This is a genomic window from Hyphomicrobium sp. NDB2Meth4, assembly GCF_900117445.1.
GTDB lineage: Bacteria > Pseudomonadota > Alphaproteobacteria > Rhizobiales > Hyphomicrobiaceae > Hyphomicrobium_A.
Map to the genome: position 1 here is coordinate 379,570 of NZ_FPEJ01000001.1, position 16,287 is coordinate 395,856.

Sequence of the window (16,287 nt, forward strand, 5' to 3'; positions counted from 1 at the left end):
AGGACGTCAGCCCGGTTTGGAGACTTCAACTTTCTGGCCGGGCAACTCCACGCGGACAGTATCGAGATGGGCATCGCGCAGAGCAGGAAAGAGCTTCGCCCAGATACCCGTCAGCGCAATCGATCCCACGCCCCCGAAGATCGCCGCCCCGACCGGACCCAGAAAACGCGCCGCAACTCCGCTCTCGAATTCCCCAAGTTCGTTCGACGCGCTGATGAAGAGGCTGGACACCGCCGTCACGCGTCCCCGCATCGGATCGGGCGTCACAATCTGAATGAGGCTCTGCCGCACGAACACCGATACGGCATCAGCAGCCCCCAAAATTGCAAGTGCCACCATCGATATCGACACCCATGTCGACACTGCGAATATGATGGTCGCGAACCCGTAGATCGCGACTGATACCAGCATCCAGAACCCGGCATTTCGCTGGATCGGACGCGTGCTCAGCGCCAATGCCATCAACCCGCCGCCAATCGCAGGCCCCGAGCGCAACAAACCAAACCCGTCCGGACCGATGTGCAGCACGTCACGCGCGAACACCGGCAGCAGTGCCGTCACCCCGCCCAGCAGCACCGCAAACAGATCCAGCGATATGGCGCCGAATACGATCTTGTTCGACCATACGTAGGATAGCCCTTCCGCGATCAACTTCAGACGGCCACCGCCCTTATGGTCCGGCTTCGTGTTTGCGGTTATCAGCGATACGGCAACTGCAGCACACAGATAGAGCGCGGCCGCCGTCGCATAGGATGCCGGTACAGAAACGGCGCACAGCACGCCACCGAGCCACGGCCCGATCACCATGCCCGTCTGCATTGCCAGCGTATTCCAGCCGATGGCACGCGGCAGGATCTCGCGCGGCACCAACATCGGCCCAAGCGACGCCGACGCGGGCATCGTGAAGGCACGCCCCACGCCGAACAAAGCCGCGATAGAGAAAATGGCTAAAATGCTTGGATGCTGCGCGGCCGCGTTGAACGCCAGCCCTGCCGAGCAGCCGAGCTGCAGCACGCAGCACGCGATCAGTATCTTACGTCGATCGTACCGATCTGCCGTCTCGCCGGCGAGCAGCACGAACGCGAACATCGGCACGAACTGGACGAGCCCGATCATGCCGACGAGGAACGAGCTGTAGGCAACCGTGTGCTCCAGCCGCGCCACGGAATAGACCTGCCAACCCAGCGTGACGCTCTGCGTGAGCATTGCCACGGTCGACAGGAACCGCCCCGTCAGCAGCAGGGTGAAATCAGGGTATTTGCGAAAGGGCAGAACGTTGTCTTGACTCATGAAGGTCGCGATCCGGGTCGCGCAGACGCCAATTGGTCGGCGCATTAGCCCGGCTTCTATGGCACCGGAGGTTCGCGGTCACCTGTAGAATGAAGCTACAGCGCTAGCGCGCTCGCAGTGTCGCAGGGGCTTAAGCGTCACGCTGGCGGGACGCCTTTCGGGAGTTACGTCCTGGTAGCGTCAGGGCGTTTTTGCCGGGGCCTTCTCTTCGCCGCCGTGCAGGAAATAGTAGATGCTCGTAATTTCCTCGGGCGAGAACTGAATCTGCGGCATGTCGCGATGGCGCGAGCCGACACCGTCCGCCAGTTCCATTTCCAGTTCTTCGTTCGGCCACGCACCCAGCACCACCGACAGGTTGGGCGCCTGCTTCAACGGACTCTTCTGATCGCCCACGACACCGTGGCATCGCCCGCAGTTCTGCTCCAGCAGCGCCTGGCCCTTCTCCGCTTCCGTTTTGACATCAGCTGCCGCCACGCACACGCAGCCGCTCACCACCACCATGCCCAGCGCAACGACCCAACGCATCCTCGCCTCCTCCAGCCGTGCGAGCACTCGTAGCCCGCTAAAGACTATATCAAGCCGCTACTGATGACGATGTAGGCAACCACGCCGGGGCGCAGATGCCCGGCTGCGGCTTGCCCCGGGCAGGATGTCCGCACACGCGTGACGGACCTCAATAAAGAAATGCGGATTGCGGCAGAGCAACACACGCAACCAGCGATATATCCATGCTAGAGTTTGCCCGCGCTTCGGGACAATGTGAATTAAATCTCGCCGACCTAGCAATGACTGAGTTGTATCCGTGACGATTTCCGAGTCGAGAGCTGCACAAGTTCTATATGCAGCGCATGAGATCTGGAACAGGCGCGACCTCGCTGCCCTCCTCGAGCTCTTCGACGACGACATGATCTATTGGAGCAACGTCGGCACCGCGAGCGCCGAAACCGTTCTGCATGGCAAGGCGGACTTCCTCGCCTTCCTCAACGGCCTACAGCATATGGAAGGGCTGTCCGTCCCGCATAGCTTCCGCTTCAGAGACGGTGTCGCCACGGCGAATGCCGAGTTCTACCTGCGGGACCACCGCAGCGGCTATTCGCACTCGGGCACCTTCCGGCAGGTGCTGACCTTCCGCGGACACCGCATTCTGCGTATGGACGAATATCACGATGCCGCGGCGCTATCCTCGTTCCTCGCCCTGCTCGATAGCGAAGCCTCGGAGCCTTAACTCCCCACCCCATCGATGGTGAGGTGGTACCACCTCCCGGGCTCGAACCGGGGACCTCTAGATCCACAATCTAGCGCTCTAACCAACTGAGCTAAGGCGGCACGCCAGCAACATCACGGACTTAGGTCACCCCACGGCGAAATGTCAATTCCGTGGGCACCCCGCCCGATGCGGCAAGGGGGCATCCGATTGAGCCCGGCAGAACGGCCGAGCCTGGGATACCCGCAGGAGCGCTCAAATACAGCGGCGAACCGGCCAACGCAAGGCGCAGGGTTGGCATTTTTGCGCCACCCCGCACACCAGGCGATCGGAACTTATCGGTTCTGCGCCTTTTGCGCCGCCTCTGCCACCAGCCGCCCTAGAATATGCGCCTGATGCGCAAACGCCTGCATCTGCTTTTGTGCGTAACGCTGCTGAATCTCAATATACTCTTTGAGATCCCGCGCCCGCGACAATTCTGTAGCGAAGGCAAAGTTCGCCTGGATGTTTTGCTCCGCGAACTTCGACATCTGCGACTGCATCTCCACCGCGCTGGAGGTCATCGCCCCCTGCGACGCCGACACCGTGTCTTGCACCTTGCGCGCCATGTCGACAAATTGGTTGTAGGCACTCCGAGCCTGCTCGACGTTACGCTCGGCGAGTTCGCGGACCGCCTCCGGGAACTCGAACTGCGGCTTGTCGGACATCGAAGGTCTCCTCCTGGGGCCAGGATGGTTATAACGCCCGCTCCTGGTTTTCGGGCAGCGGCGATTATAGCGCGATCCGCCATCGAACGGACGTGAAATGAATGTGGATACCGCGACCCACCGAACCGAGCGCGTGGACGGAACCGGCTCAGCACGCTAACAGATTTAAAGCCTTGGTGTTTCGCCCATGCAGTTAGACGGCCCACGCGCTTCGCTGCCTACGACAGCCGCCGGTGCCGCTCAGGCGCTCGCTGCCTGTGCTGATCCCGCTTGGATCATCGATCCTGCCAAGGGCCGCGTGCTTGCCGCCAACCCCGCAGGAGCCGCGCGCCTGGGACTTCATCCCGACGCCGCCTCCGGCACGCTCGACGCAGCCATGCCCGGACTCGTACGTCTTCGCGCCATGGTGCGGGAGTCTTTGGCCGATGGTCGACGCGAACCCCTCGTCTTCTGGACCGCATACGGAGCTGAAAACCTCGTTTGCGACGTTGCGAGCCTCCCCGAAGCGGCCAACACGCCCGATCTGGTGCTCGTCAGCCTGGCTTCGGGCGCGCGCAGGCGCCTTTTGCCGGCGCCAGCCGGAACTTCCGCGCCAGCTCTCCCGCCGCCGGTCACGCCAACGCCCGACGACGCCGCGACCATGACCAGGATCGCCGCGGCCATCCGCAACGGCTTTTCCGCCGGCCGTAGCACCGATGAAGCGCCTCCCGACGCCGACCTCGAAGGCGATGCTTCGACCCGCGACCCTCGTTCAGCCCAGGTGTCCAAGCTCGCCCACGAATTGCGCACGCCCTTGAGCGCCATAGCGGTGGCAGCAGAAATTATGAAGGACCAGCGCTTCGGTCCCATCGAGAACGAGCGCTACCTCACCTACACGTCTGATATCCACGATAATGCCCGCCACGCACTGGCGCTGATCGAGCGCCTCCTCGGCGACAAATCCGCCGACGATGCGGAATCCGCGGGAAATGCCACCGAGCTCGACCTCAATGTCCTCGCGGAGGCGTCTGTCTCTGCTCTGAAGCCGCTTGCCGACGAAGCTGGCCTCAACCTCGTCTGCGAATTCCACCGCGAGCTGCCTCAAGTCAAAGCTGACGGCACCACCATCAAGCAGATCCTCTTCAACCTCATCTCCAACGCCATCAAGTTCACGCCGCGCGGTGGAGATGTGCGTGTCGTCACCGGCCTCGGCTTTGACAGATCAGTCTTCATCGCTGTCCAGGACACTGGCGTCGGCATGACGAACGAGGCGATTACCACTGCTCTCAACGCAGAAGTCCCCGCTCATCCTCAACGCAAGGAAGCAGGCGGACACGGCATTGGGTTGCCGCTGGCGCGCGATCTTGCCAAGTCGAATGGCGCTCGACTGGAAATCGACAGCCAACGAGGTGAAGGCACGGCCGTAGCACTCGTCTTTCCACGCGACAGAGTCGCCGCACGTGCTCCTGTTTCAAATTAGACGATTTCTAATCTATTGGCATTGCTCGCAGTTTTGTTGACGGCCGATGCGACAGCGCGTTAGGGATGATGTTCCGCGGCGCACCAATCGGCCGCTATTCAATTCGCCCATACCGGGGCCTTGAACCCCGACTATCGGAGCTCGCGATGCGTTTTCTCTGCGCCCCTTTGCGCAATGCGGCCTGTGCCGCTCTCCTTGCCATCGTTGGCGCGACATCGGCCGCCGCCACCGGCGAGGTCAACATCTACTCGTACCGCGAGCCGGGCCTCATCAATCCGCTTCTCAAGGCCTTCACCAAAGAGACTGGCATCAAGACCAACGTGGTCTTCGCCACCAACGGTCTTATCGAGCGCCTCGCTGCCGAAGGCCGTAACAGCCCCGCTGATCTGCTGCTCACGAACGAGTCTGGCCTGCTGCTGCAGGCCGTCGGCGCCGGCGTGACACAGCCCGTCAACTCCGCCGTCCTCGACAAGGAAATTCCAGCCAGCTTGCGCGACGCCGACAATCGCTGGTTCGGCCTCACCAAGCGCGCCCGCGTCGTCTACGCGTCCAAGGATCGGGTGAAGCAGGACACGATCACCTACGAGGAACTGGCCGACCCGAAGTGGCGCGGCAAGATCTGCATCCGCTCGGGCCAGCATACCTACAACGTCGCCCTCATCGCATCGATGATCGCCCACCACGGCGAGGAGTACACCGAGAAGTGGCTCAGCGGCCTCAAGGACAATCTCGCCCGCCGCCCGGCCGGCGGTGACCGCGAGGGCGTGCGCGACGTGCAGGCCGGCCTCTGCGATATCGCGATCGGCAATACCTACTACATGGCAGCGATGCTGAAGAACCCGGACCAGAAGGGCTGGGCCGAGGCCGTGCGCATCATCTTCCCGAACACCGCCGACCGCGGCAGCCACGTCAACGTTTCCGGCATGGCGATGACCGCCAACGCGCCGAACAAAGACAACGCGCTGCGTCTGATGGAATACCTCGCTTCCCCCGAAGCGCAGCGCATCTACGCAGAGGCCAACGGCGAATATCCAGTGGTCGAGGGCGTGCCTGCCTCCGACCTCGTGAAGAGCTGGGGACCACTCAAGTCTGATCCACTGCCACTCACCAAGATCGCAGCACTGCGCAAGAAAGCTTCCGAACTCGTCGACCGCGTCCAATTCGATCAGGGGCCAACCAACTGATGTCTGAGATCGACACCTTCCAGAAGGTCCGCTCGTCCCGCGACTTCGCGGTGCCCGCGGCTGCCATGCTTCCCGCCGCCGAGCGTCTCGTCGGTGTGGGATTTCGTTGTTGGCTGCAGGGCTTCCAGACCAGCGACATCGGATGCTGGGAGCTGGCATGGGAGGAATTCTCCCGCGCTGTCGGCCAGCAGGCGGCAAAACCGCTGATGACCGAACTCGCCTGCTGGGTGCGCGCGGTGCAGGACTCAGCCGAGCGCCGCATCGAGGTGTTTCCAGCCCAGTCTCGCCGCTTCTGCCGCGATGAGTGCCTCGCCATCTCGATGGTCGCTGCTTGCCAGCACTCGACCTGCCCTGCCTTCCGCGCCTGCGCCATTGCGCTGCTTGGCTGCGATGACGTCGAAGAAGCCATCGAAGGTGCAGAGGGCTTTGCCCGCCGCCTCAAGGAAGCAGGTCAGATCCTCTCGCCCGGCACCGTGTTCATGGGCGCCAGCTTGGTGACACCCGGCCCGCGCCCCACGCTCTGCTGAGCCGCAAACCTTGCTAAAATTGTCGTCGCACGCCCCGAACGCTGACGGAAAGCGCCGCAGCCGATGAGCGTGCGAGATCCCGAGCCGATAGTTTCGACAGCGCCTTCCGCCTCGCTCGGCGACGCGACATTCAGCTTTGCCAACCTGCCTGCGAGGGTGAAGGCATGGCATCATCGCCGCCGCGTATCGCCCGGCTGGACGATCATCGTCGCCGTCATTTTGACTATCGTCGCTCTGCCGATCGCCACAGTCGTGCTGCTGGCGCTGACGCCGACAGATAATATCTGGCCGCACCTCGTTTCGACCGTCCTGCCCGGCTCCGTTGCGCGCACGCTCCTGCTCTCTGGCGGCGTCGCCGCTGTCACCTTCGCCATCGGCACCGCCACCGCATGGCTCGTCACCATGTATCGCTTCCCGGGCCGCAACCTGCTCGACCGCCTGCTCGTGCTACCACTGGCCGTGCCGACGTACATCGTCGCCTACTGCTACGTTGAGCTGCTCGACTACGCCGGTCCCATCCAGACGCAGCTTCGCGCGACATTCGGCTTCACCACAGCGGCCGACTATTGGTTTCCGCATGTGCGCTCTATCGGCGGCGCCATCTTCATCTTCTCGTCGGTGCTCTATCCCTACGTCTACCTCACCGCGCGCGCGAGCTTCGCCCAGCAATCGGTGTGTGTGCTCGAAGTCGCCCGCACACTTGGCCGCACGCCGCTCGCAGCCTTCGCCGACGTTGCCTTGCCGATGGCGCGCCCGGCGATCGCGGCTGGCGTCGCGCTCGTCATCATGGAGTGCCTAAACGATCTGGGTGCCGTGCAGTATCTCGGCGTCGATACGCTGTCGGCCAGCATCTATTCGACTTGGGTACAGCGCTCCAACATCGGCGGCGCAGCTCAGATCGCAACGGTCATGCTGCTGCTCCTTGCCGTCCTTCTCGCTGCAGAGCGCAAGCTACGCGGCGGCGCGCGAACCCATCACACAACCGGCCGCTACCGCGCCATTCCCTTTCAGGAACTGGAAGGATGGAAGGGCGTCACTGCCGCTGCGCTTGCGTCGCTGCCGTTCGTATTCGGCTTCATCGTACCGCTAGGCGTCATCGTCCCCGATGCCGCCACACACCTCGACAATGCGATATCGAGCGGCTTCCTCCCCGCCGCCGGCAACACGCTTCTGCTCGCGACCATGGCCGCCATCGCGACCGTCGCCCTTTCCCTGATGCTCGGCTATGCGCGCCGCATTGCGGGCAATCGTTTCACCAGTTCAGCCGCGCGTTTGTCCGCCCTCGGCTACGCCATACCGGGCACCGTGCTCGCCATCGGTCTGCTGCTTCCGCTCGCCGGCATCGACAATCGCGTCGATGAATTCGTGCGCACCACATTCGGCGTGTCGACCGGCCTGATCCTGTCGGGCTCGCTGTTCGCCATCACGCTCGCCTACATCATCCGCTTCCTCGCCGTTGCCTTGGCGCCCATCGAAGCCGGCCTGGAGCGCGTATCGACAAACCTGGACGCCGCCGCGCGCACGCTGGGCGAAACTGCCCTCTCCTCCTTGTGGCGTGTGCACCTGCCGCTGCTTGCAGCCCCGCTCGGCGCCGCCGCACTGCTGGTATTCGTCGATTGCATGAAGGAGTTGCCAGCGACGCTGCTGCTGCGCCCCTTCAACTTCGAAACTCTGGCAACGAGTGTCTACTCACTCGCTTCCATCGAGCAGCTCGAGCAGGCCTCACTCGCCGCGCTCACCATCGTCGCCGTCGGGCTCGTGCCTGTGCTGCTGCTGCACGAGGCCATCGCTGGCGGACGGCCCGGCAGCCGCGCTGGCAGCCACCCCGCCCATTAAGTCGGCACCGCACGACCATCGCGCGCGTCATTTCAATCGATCACTTCGTCCTCTTCGTCGGGATCGGCGAGGATCGCACGCTCCGGCGAGGCGCGCTCCGACACCTCTTCCGACCACCCGATATTCAGCAGCGCATCGCCCATGTTGACGATCGGCAGCGTCGTCCGCCCGATGATGATGCCGCGCCGCGGTGATCGCACCTCCACCGCCACGTCCTCGTAGGGATTGGCGACGTGCCCGACGATGTCTCCCACACTCACGCCATCGCCGATCCGCTTCGTCGTGCGGAACACGCCCCCTTCCGGCGACCGCAGCCAGCTCGACGCGTTGATCAGCACCGGCGTATGCCGCTCTCCCGGAGGCTCGACGCCATCCGCCAGATCGAGCATTCCCATCTTCAGCATCACGCCAGTGATACCGTCGACCCCGGCCCTGATCGCAAATTCATCGAACCGCAGTCCCTCGCCGCCCTCGTAGCTCAGCACATCGACACCGACGGCGCGCGCAGCCTCACGCAGCGACCCCGGCCGCTCCGCGCTATCAAGCATCACCTCAGCCCCGAAGGCTTGTCCCAACTCGCGCACCCGCGGATGCTTGCGGAAGACGCAGCGGATCTGCGGCAGATTGATCCGATGAATGGCGGCTGTGTGAAGATCAATGCCAACCTGCGATCGCTTAACGATCTCGGTCAGAAACAGATGCGCCAGCCGCGCCGCCAATGATCCAGTCGCCGATCCCGGAAACGAGCGATTGAGATCGCGCCGGTCCGGCAGATATCGCGAACGGCTGATGAAACCAAAAACGTTCACCACCGGCACGCAGAGCAGCGTCCCGTTGATGCTCCCAGGCGTCAGCGTCCGCAACAGACGCCGTATGATCTCTACGCCATTCAGCTCATCGCCGTGTATCGCCGCCGATACGAACATCGTCGGCCCCGGCTGAGCACCATGCAGAACATGCACGGGCAACGTGACAGGAGCGTGATTAGAAAGCTTCGAAATCGGCAGGTCGACCAACCGCCGCTCGCCGGGTTTCACGGCCAGCCCACCAATGACGAACGGCTGCCTCACGGCGCGGCACCGCCTCCCTCACGTTTTCCGAAGCGCCGCGAAGGTGCACGACACGCACCCTCCACGCAAGTATCGCGGCACTGCCCGCGTCCCCGGCGCTTGCCCCCAAGCCATTCGACACTCTCCACAAAAAATGCCTGCTGCATAAGCAAATAACGTGTGTAGACGGCTACGAATGCCTCGCCACGCGGCACTGTCCACGATATGAATTGCGCCATTAAGAAAATTCAGCGCTTGGCGCTCACTGAGGTCAGCTCGCTGCTTGCACCACGGCTGAGCCGCCTCTAAGACTAGACAATTCGCGCAGGGCTCTCAGGTCTCGCTGCATCGAGACCGATGATTGATGCACCCGCGCTGAAAGGGTGGCGTGTGCTCAGGCGGCAAGGGTCTATGGAACGCCAGAGGCAGATGAAGCGACGCTACCCATGGTCGCTGGCGCTGGCTTGCTTCCTCGTCATTCTTCTCGCAGCACCGCTGGTCATCTCTGACCGGTATCATCACCTCGCACTGCAAAGCGGTGCGGTGTTCGCCGCTTCGAACAACAGCTACAGCCTCAGTTCTCCGGTCCGCCTGATGAGCGGCCCGACCATCGAACTCGAGAGCGGCACGCTTTCGGTACCGCCCACCCGCACGGGCCTTGCGCGTGGCGGCGAGGTCATCGCCATGCTCATCACCGGCAGCGGCCCGCAGCTCACTCTGGAGAACGCCACTTTCACGGCCGATTTCTCCACGCGCGAACCGACCTTCTCGCAAACCGAAACAGCCAGCGAGATCGCGCCTCTGGTCAAAGCGCTGCAAGGCATGCAGTTCAGCGACCTCACGGTCCGCAACGGCACCGTCCGCATCAAGATGTCCGACGGAACGATCGCCGAACTGCATAAGGTTCAGGCGTCTCTCTCGGGCAAGCCCAATGGAGCGATCAGCGCTGCGGGATCGTTCGAGTTCCATGGCGAGAAGATCGATTTCGACACCACGCTCGGCGCCAGCCTCGATGCCCAAGGCATGTCACGTCCGGTGAACGCGACATTCACCGGCACCCCAATCAGCGCAAAACTCGACGGCAATCTCCTCCTCGGTGAAAGCCCGCAGCTCCTGTCGCCGCGCGCAGAGCTGAGCACCAACGACCTGCGTGCCACCGCGCGTTGGCTAGGCGTCAACTGGCCGAGCGGCAAAGGCTTCGGCGCATTCAGCGCCAAAGGTCCGCTTGAGTGGGCCAATCGCACCATTGCATTTCAGAATGCCGCCATCGAGCTCGACGAGAACGACGCAACGGGAACGCTGTCCGTCAACTTCGCCGGTCCGCGGCCTTCGGTCGAAGGAACGCTCGGCCTCAAGTCTCTCGATCTGACTCATTACTTGAAAGCTGACACCCCCGAGGATCAGGCGCGCACGATCCTGGCATCCCTCCGCGCTGCCGACGGTTTCGACTTTCCCCTTATCGATGCGGTCGACGCCGACTTCCGTCTGTCCGCCGACACTGTGAATCTCCCCGCGACGACGATCGGGCGCAGCGCCGCCACTGTTTCCCTGCGCGATGGCAAAATGCTCGCCGACCTCGCCGAGCTGGAATTCAGCGACGGCACACGCGGCGGCGGTCAGATCCGCATCGATCAGAGCGGCGACAATCCAAGTTTCGGCATGCAGGCAAAGTTCGAATCCCCCGATGTCGGCCAAGCCATCCAGGCCGTCTTCGGCCATCCTACGGTGCAAGGCCGTGGCTCCGTCACCATCGATCTGACGGCTATGGGCGACACAGGCGAGAGCCTACTGCAGTCGCTCGCCGGAAAGCTCTGCGTCACCCTTGCAGAAGGCGGACGCGTCGGCATCGACATCAACTCGCTGACTTCCCCGCAGTCCCAATCGCTCCCTGACGGGAAATGGCAGCAGGTGAGTGCAACAGCCATCTCAGTCGACAAGCTGGATGCCAGATTCACAGTCACCAATGGCGTGCTGCGCGCACAGTCAGCGGAGGCAGTATCCGGTGAGCGCGCATTGAAAGCCGATGGCGCCATAAGCCTCGTCGAGCGGCGGCTCGATATGGAGCTTGCTGTCGGCGACGTCATCAAGGCGGCAACAGAAAGCGAAGCAAGCGAAGCTGTAAAGATGCACGCCAGAGAGATCATCAATATGCATGGTCCCTGGTCAGCGCCTCAGATACGCAACGACCCCGCGCCCGGCGCAGCCCAGAGCATCGCCCCCGCGCCCGGCTGAGGCGATCAGAACAACCGCGCGATCATCTCTTCGGCGGCCCTGCGCTGCTCCGCGCTCATGCCGAGCCCGCACTTCGTCCGCCGCCACAGCACATCCTCGGCATCGCGCGCCCACTCTTGATCGCGCAGATAAATCACCTCGCGCTCGCTGAGCCCCGCACCGAACGCCGCCCCGAGATCGTGCATATCGCGCGCATCGCCCAGCACGTCGTCGACACGGCTGCCATAGCGCCGCGCCAGCCGGCCGAGAAACGCGCTGTCGAAGCCGCGATGCTCGCGACAAAGTCCGCGAATGAAACCTTCCAGCCCCTGCGCCCCGAGATTGCCGCCTGGCAGAGGTGTCGAAGCCGTCCACGCCGGCCCCATCGCCGGAAAGTATCGTTTCAGCTTCGCCATCGCCGCCTCTGCGAGCCGCCGATAGGTAGTGAGCTTTCCGCCAAGCACCGTCAGCAGCGGAGCGCCCTCATCGTCGTTCACTTCGAGACGGTAATCGCGCGAAACCGCGCCGGCGCTCGCTGTGCGATCATCATCGAATAGCGGCCTGACGCCTGCAAAGCTCCACACGATGTCTGCGCGCTCAGGCGGCTTCGCGAAGAACTGCCGCGCCAGTGCCAGCAGGTAGTCCTCTTCCTCCGCGCTGATGGCCACGCCACCGGGATCGCCGTCGAAAGCAATCTCCGTTGTACCGATCAGGGAGAACCTCTCCTCGTAGGGAATGGCGAACACCACGCGCCCATCAGCGTTCTGACACAGATACGCGTCATTCGCGCCGCTGATGCGCGGCACGACGATGTGGCTGCCTTTGACCAGCCGCAGCGGCACCCCGGAACGCGCGCTGCTCGCAAGCTTACCGCCGAAGCTGCTCACCCACGGCCCGGCCGCATTGACGAGCGCGCGCGCGCAAACCTCGCCTTCGCGTCCACCGTCGAGAACGACGCGCCAGACACCATCACCCACACGTGCAGATACGACGCGCGTCCGCGTTGCGATGTCCGCTCCGCGATCGGCGGCCGCGCGCGCATTCAACACCACCAGCCGCGCATCATCGACGCGGCAATCCCAGTAAAAGAAGCCCTGCATAAACTCCGGCCGCAACGCATAGCCTGCAGGGTCGCGGCGCAGGTTCACCGCCTGCGAAGCAGGAATGCGTTTGCGATGCCCGAGGTGATCGTAGAGGAAAAGCCCGGCGCGCAGCATCAAGGTCGATCTGCCGGCCGCTGTCTGCGGCAACACGAAGCGCTGCGGCCAGATGATGTGTCCGGCATTTGCGAGCAGCACCTCGCGCTCTTCCAGCGCCTCGCGCACCAGCCGGAACTCGAAATGCTCCAGATACCGCAGCCCGCCGTGGATGAGCTTTGAGCTCGCCGAGGACGTCGCCCCGCCGAGATCGCCCTTCTCCGCCAGCAGCACTTTGAGCCCACGCCCAGCAGCGTCAGCGGCTATGCCGGCGCCGTTGATGCCTCCGCCCACCACGACGAGGTCATAGATCATGCGCGATCGCTATCACGGCCACACTTACGGCTGCGTTTCTTACGGCGACGTCCCTTTGCGCGGATCCCCCGTGAGCAGCGAGACCACGACTAGGGCGACAAACCCTACTGGCAGCGCCAGCAGAACAGTTGCAGCACCACCAATCCCCCACCAGTCGGCCATCGACCGGGCGTGAGCATCTAGCGCTGCCCAGGCGGCAAGTTTCTCCGCACCCGGCTCAGCCGCCAGCCAGGCGTCCTTCAGCTCCGTAAAGTATTCGAGGCCATTGCTGCCTCCGCTCGACAACGCCGAAGTCGCCTCGACGAATGGCACCGCGAAATAGTGCTGCCCGGCGAAGTAGAGCAGCATGAACCCAGCCCCAGCCAGCATGGCCGCCGAAGCACCCCAAGCATTGGCGCGCGGCCACCACAACGCGCCGACGAGTGCAGGGAACAGTCCGGCTGCAACGAACGCCAGCGATCCCGTCGCAATATCGATGATCGGCGCCAGCCGCTGCATGGCGAGGACAGCACCGGCCACGATGATCGTCGCGGCGATGACATAGGAAGCAATGCGCGTTCCGCGCGAGCCATCCTCCGCGCCAGCTGCCGCGTCGATTCCCAGCGCCCTCACCACCACGTTGATCGGCGCGTGCAGCCCCACCAAAACCGCTGCTAGAATGGCAACCGCAAGCAGTCCCGTCAGCCCACCATCCAGCCCGGCGATCTCCGGAAGCGCAAAACCGACGACGTCCTGATTGACGGCAATGTCCTGCAAACGCAGTGCGCCGCTGGCGTCCAGGCTTGCAGAGCATGCTGCCCTCACCGTCGCCGCATCTGTCGCAGCGCGCTCGCACACTTCGACCAGCCCGAGTTTCCCGTAAGCGAACACCCACTGCGGCAGGTCGCTGGCTGTCGCGCCGTCTGCAATCAAAGAAGCAATAGATTGTCGCGCATAAGTCGCCGCCGCCGGCATCAGCGTCAGCAGCAGTACGCACCAGCCTAAAACCCACAGCGCCGTGTGCCGCGCTTCACGCATCGGCCTTTGCGCCAGCGGTGCCGCGAGCACGTTGGGAAGCGCCGCGACGCCTGCCGCAAGCGCCAGGACGATACCTGCAAAGTTGATCGGCGCCATTGTCAGGAACGCGGTCATCAGTGGGCGCATGTAGGCAGGATCGGCAAGATCGCGGCCCAGTAGGTCCTCCTCGATCCCTTGCAACTGCCAGAGCGAATTTGCGTACGCGATCTGCGGCACCGGCAGTCCGAACCATTGCACCGACACGATAACCAACGGCACCAGCAGCGCGACAAGTAACAGCACATAGAGCATGGCGTTGGGGATCGAAGCATCGCCTTCGCCGCGCACGATGAAGCATGCGAACACCGCGCACGCCGCAGCGATGACCGCCGCATCGAATCCGATACCGAGCAGACGCGTTCCGATCAGCCCCGCGGCCATGAGCCCCGCTGTCGCCGCCACAATCATCGACGCCGCGATGATCGCACCCGAGACCACTGCCACCATGCGGCCGGGGAAGCGCATCGCGAGTAGCGCCGGAAGCGAATCCGCACCCGACGCCGCAAATCGCGGCGCCACGAGAAGTTGCATCAGCAGACAGCCTGCGCCGATCCCCAACGCATAAGACAGCCCATCGTAGCCGAGGGCAAAAACCGCTCCTGGAATTGCTACGAAGAACGCGCCGCTGACGACGCTGGGCACCAGCGACATGCCGCTGAGCACGGGCCCAGCGCGCCCCGCTCCAATCAGCCCCGCCGCCAAGGCGATAACCGCGGCAATCCCTATGCCCGCGGCCCAGTAGGCCCCATCACCCCACGCAGCCAAGGCGCCGAGTCGGGCAGCCAGCAGAAGCGCAACGATCACGCCGCCGACACCGGCCGCAGTGGCCGCGGAAACCACGACCCCGGGCTTCTTTTCGGAGACGGCGCTCTCCCCATCGAGCGGCATGTCAGCGGCCCGCCAGCCGGCGCCGGTCGCGCCGGTCCTGCCAGTGCGCCGACGCGAGTCCGATCACCACGAAACCAATCAGCGCGCCTTGCGCGACCATGAAGTAGCCGAGGGGAAAGGCGAAGATGTCGATGAGGTCGAGCGCCTGCGCCAGCATCGGCACACCGAACGCCAGCAGTGCCCAGGTCAGCAGCGCAAGCACAGGAAATCGTCCCTGCTGCGCTGCGCTAGCTGTGCTCGAATTGATTGGCTGTCCGCCCACGACGTCCGCCCCCGCCCGCCCTGACGACGCACGCGACGCCGCGGCCGCCAAACTCACTGCACTTTGCGACACAGTCGTGGCGCCGCATACAGCCGGCCACCGCAAATGCGCGGCGCTGAATGCAGTAAGGCGGGGCGACGCGCTACCGCATCCCCCCGCCCTGGGATCCTCTCCCTAGACTTGGACCGTTGTAAATTTTTTGCTTTGGCAGGCTGAGGGGTCCTCGACTCGCCGGCCCCGCAACATGGGCGACGAAAGGTCCTGCGTCAAGTCGCCTCCAACTGAAAATATGTGATGCGATGCAGCGATTTATATCCGCCTCCGCAGCGCGCTTACGATACCTCCGGACGGCACTCTGAGTCCGATGGAAGCGGGTCGCACTGACGATTTCCTGTGCACGTTTTCATCGCCTGAGCGAGGCCTGTCGAATAGAGCCCGTCGAGGGCGCCGAAGAAGAGCCCCTGCGAACGCAACCCACACTGATACATCTTCACGATGCGCTCGCCGCCGGTGCGCATCGCAAGGTCGTAATCGCGGAATGCAGCCTCCGCCTCGCCCTGCGCTTGCCGGATATGCGCGCGAGTGTCGAGCGCATAGGGACTTCCCGGCGATAGCGCGAGAGCGCGCTCGACATCGGCAATACCCTGCTCCGCGCGACCGAGCTTGAAATAGGCCCACGCGCGGTTGTTCAGCGCCAGCGGGAAATCGGGCCGCACTTCCAGCGCCACGTCGTAGTCGGCGATCGCCTTGTCGAACAACCCCAGCAGCGAGTAGGCGAGCGCGCGCATGCCATAGGCAAGGCTGCGCTGCTCATCCGGCAGCCCGGGCGTATCAATCAGCGCCGAGCAGCCTTTGATGCGGCGCTCGTTGTCTTCGCTGAGGCAGTCGACCATAGGATCGTCCACCGTCGCCAGGGCCGCAAAGCCCCCGCCCAGCAGCACCGCCAAAACAAAAGCTAGCCTCAGGAAAGACATTTGACCCCCGAAGTTCCAGAAGGCCTTTGAAGCAGCAAAAGCAGCACTTTATAAGGCCTGATCGACGGCCCGCGCACCCTCGGCAACCTGCCGCGGACGCAAATGGCTAACAATGCCGCTTAACACCTT

Annotated in this window: 14 protein-coding genes and 1 tRNA gene; 6 read left to right on the forward strand and 9 right to left on the reverse strand. The window is 63.7% G+C overall.

Annotation, left to right across the window (positions count from 1 at the left end; genetic code table 11):
- Window positions 1–6: 6 nt before the first annotated feature.
- The gene (locus NDB2M4_RS01790) at window positions 7–1,290 is read right to left on the reverse strand and encodes an MFS transporter (RefSeq protein WP_072369283.1); all 1,284 of its coding nucleotides are present in this window, start codon (window positions 1,288–1,290) and stop codon (window positions 7–9) included.
- A 180-nt stretch (window positions 1,291–1,470) separates the two neighbouring features.
- Window positions 1,471–1,815 carry a c-type cytochrome gene (locus NDB2M4_RS01795; RefSeq protein ID WP_072369285.1) on the reverse strand — a complete coding sequence of 115 codons (345 nt, stop codon included), beginning with the start codon at window positions 1,813–1,815 and terminating at the stop codon, window positions 1,471–1,473.
- A 277-nt stretch (window positions 1,816–2,092) separates the two neighbouring features.
- Between NDB2M4_RS01795 and NDB2M4_RS01800 the strand changes: the two genes are divergently transcribed.
- Entirely contained in the window at window positions 2,093–2,515 is a 423-nt protein-coding gene (locus NDB2M4_RS01800; protein ID WP_072369287.1) for a nuclear transport factor 2 family protein, read from the forward strand.
- Window positions 2,516–2,539: 24 nt separating this feature from the next.
- Here NDB2M4_RS01800 and NDB2M4_RS01805 read toward each other — a convergent pair.
- Together NDB2M4_RS01805 and NDB2M4_RS01810 are read right to left on the reverse strand one after the other, a co-directional pair.
- Window positions 2,540–2,616, reverse strand: a tRNA-His gene (locus tag NDB2M4_RS01805).
- 213 nt (window positions 2,617–2,829) lie between these two features.
- Window positions 2,830–3,201, reverse strand: coding sequence for a phasin family protein (locus NDB2M4_RS01810; protein ID WP_072369289.1), 372 nt, complete (start codon window positions 3,199–3,201; stop codon window positions 2,830–2,832).
- A 187-nt stretch (window positions 3,202–3,388) separates the two neighbouring features.
- Here NDB2M4_RS01810 and NDB2M4_RS01815 point away from each other — a divergent pair, with 187 nt between their 5' ends.
- The 4 genes from NDB2M4_RS01815 (at window position 3,389) to NDB2M4_RS01830 (ending at window position 8,207) form a co-directional block, all read left to right on the forward strand.
- On the forward strand, window positions 3,389–4,660 hold the full coding sequence (locus NDB2M4_RS01815; RefSeq protein ID WP_072369291.1) for a sensor histidine kinase: 1,272 nt from the start codon (window positions 3,389–3,391) through the stop codon (window positions 4,658–4,660).
- A 146-nt stretch (window positions 4,661–4,806) separates the two neighbouring features.
- Window positions 4,807–5,844, forward strand: coding sequence for a Fe(3+) ABC transporter substrate-binding protein (locus NDB2M4_RS01820; RefSeq protein WP_072371641.1), 1,038 nt, complete (start codon window positions 4,807–4,809; stop codon window positions 5,842–5,844).
- Complete coding sequence (locus NDB2M4_RS01825; RefSeq protein ID WP_072369293.1) at window positions 5,844–6,371, forward strand: hypothetical protein; 528 nt, start codon at window positions 5,844–5,846, stop codon at window positions 6,369–6,371. The genes NDB2M4_RS01820 and NDB2M4_RS01825 overlap by 1 nt, the downstream gene beginning before the upstream one ends.
- Before the next feature lie 63 nt (window positions 6,372–6,434).
- A complete protein-coding gene (locus NDB2M4_RS01830; RefSeq protein WP_083555635.1) occupies window positions 6,435–8,207 on the forward strand; it encodes an ABC transporter permease in 1,773 nt (590 codons plus the stop codon).
- A gap of 32 nt (window positions 8,208–8,239) precedes the next feature.
- Here the strand turns inward: NDB2M4_RS01830 and NDB2M4_RS01835 are convergent, their stop codons facing one another.
- A complete protein-coding gene (locus NDB2M4_RS01835) occupies window positions 8,240–9,277 on the reverse strand; it encodes a succinylglutamate desuccinylase/aspartoacylase family protein (RefSeq protein WP_072369298.1) in 1,038 nt (345 codons plus the stop codon).
- A gap of 408 nt (window positions 9,278–9,685) precedes the next feature.
- On the opposite strand from NDB2M4_RS01835, the gene NDB2M4_RS01840 reads away from it, so the two are divergent.
- Window positions 9,686–11,488, forward strand: coding sequence for an AsmA family protein (locus tag NDB2M4_RS01840; RefSeq protein ID WP_171988001.1), 1,803 nt, complete (start codon window positions 9,686–9,688; stop codon window positions 11,486–11,488).
- Between the two features lie 5 nt (window positions 11,489–11,493).
- On the opposite strand, the gene glpD is transcribed toward NDB2M4_RS01840, so the two are convergent.
- The 4 genes from glpD to NDB2M4_RS01860 all read right to left on the reverse strand — a co-directional run bounded on the left by glpD (window position 11,494) and on the right by NDB2M4_RS01860 (window position 16,158).
- Window positions 11,494–12,978: a glycerol-3-phosphate dehydrogenase gene (glpD, locus tag NDB2M4_RS01845; RefSeq protein ID WP_072369309.1), complete on the reverse strand. Its 1,485-nt coding sequence runs from the start codon at window positions 12,976–12,978 to the stop codon at window positions 11,494–11,496.
- A gap of 39 nt (window positions 12,979–13,017) precedes the next feature.
- Window positions 13,018–14,922: a sodium:solute symporter family transporter gene (locus NDB2M4_RS01850; protein ID WP_072369316.1), complete on the reverse strand. Its 1,905-nt coding sequence runs from the start codon at window positions 14,920–14,922 to the stop codon at window positions 13,018–13,020.
- 1 nt (window position 14,923) lies between these two features.
- A complete protein-coding gene (locus NDB2M4_RS01855; RefSeq protein ID WP_072369325.1) occupies window positions 14,924–15,124 on the reverse strand; it encodes a sodium/substrate symporter small subunit in 201 nt (66 codons plus the stop codon).
- Between the two features lie 392 nt (window positions 15,125–15,516).
- On the reverse strand, window positions 15,517–16,158 hold the full coding sequence (locus NDB2M4_RS01860) for a tetratricopeptide repeat protein (protein ID WP_083555641.1): 642 nt from the start codon (window positions 16,156–16,158) through the stop codon (window positions 15,517–15,519).
- Window positions 16,159–16,287 lie beyond the last annotated feature (129 nt).

Excerpts from the sequence above, each read along its gene's own strand:
- NDB2M4_RS01860 (WP_083555641.1), bottom strand. The coding sequence starts at position 16,158 with ATGTCTTTCCTGAGGCTAGCTTTTGTTTTGGCGGTGCTGCTGGGCGGG.
- NDB2M4_RS01815 (WP_072369291.1), top strand. The coding sequence starts at position 3,389 with ATGCAGTTAGACGGCCCACGCGCTTCGCTGCCTACGACAGCCGCCGGT.
- NDB2M4_RS01810 (WP_072369289.1), bottom strand. The coding sequence starts at position 3,201 with ATGTCCGACAAGCCGCAGTTCGAGTTCCCGGAGGCGGTCCGCGAACTC.
- NDB2M4_RS01830 (WP_083555635.1), top strand. The coding sequence starts at position 6,435 with ATGAGCGTGCGAGATCCCGAGCCGATAGTTTCGACAGCGCCTTCCGCC.
- NDB2M4_RS01840 (WP_171988001.1), top strand. The coding sequence starts at position 9,686 with ATGAAGCGACGCTACCCATGGTCGCTGGCGCTGGCTTGCTTCCTCGTC.
- NDB2M4_RS01825 (WP_072369293.1), top strand. The coding sequence starts at position 5,844 with ATGTCTGAGATCGACACCTTCCAGAAGGTCCGCTCGTCCCGCGACTTC.
- NDB2M4_RS01790 (WP_072369283.1), bottom strand. The coding sequence starts at position 1,290 with ATGAGTCAAGACAACGTTCTGCCCTTTCGCAAATACCCTGATTTCACC.
- NDB2M4_RS01795 (WP_072369285.1), bottom strand. The coding sequence starts at position 1,815 with ATGCGTTGGGTCGTTGCGCTGGGCATGGTGGTGGTGAGCGGCTGCGTG.
- NDB2M4_RS01820 (WP_072371641.1), top strand. The coding sequence starts at position 4,807 with ATGCGTTTTCTCTGCGCCCCTTTGCGCAATGCGGCCTGTGCCGCTCTC.
- glpD (WP_072369309.1), bottom strand. The coding sequence starts at position 12,978 with ATGATCTATGACCTCGTCGTGGTGGGCGGAGGCATCAACGGCGCCGGC.
- NDB2M4_RS01850 (WP_072369316.1), bottom strand. The coding sequence starts at position 14,922 with ATGCCGCTCGATGGGGAGAGCGCCGTCTCCGAAAAGAAGCCCGGGGTC.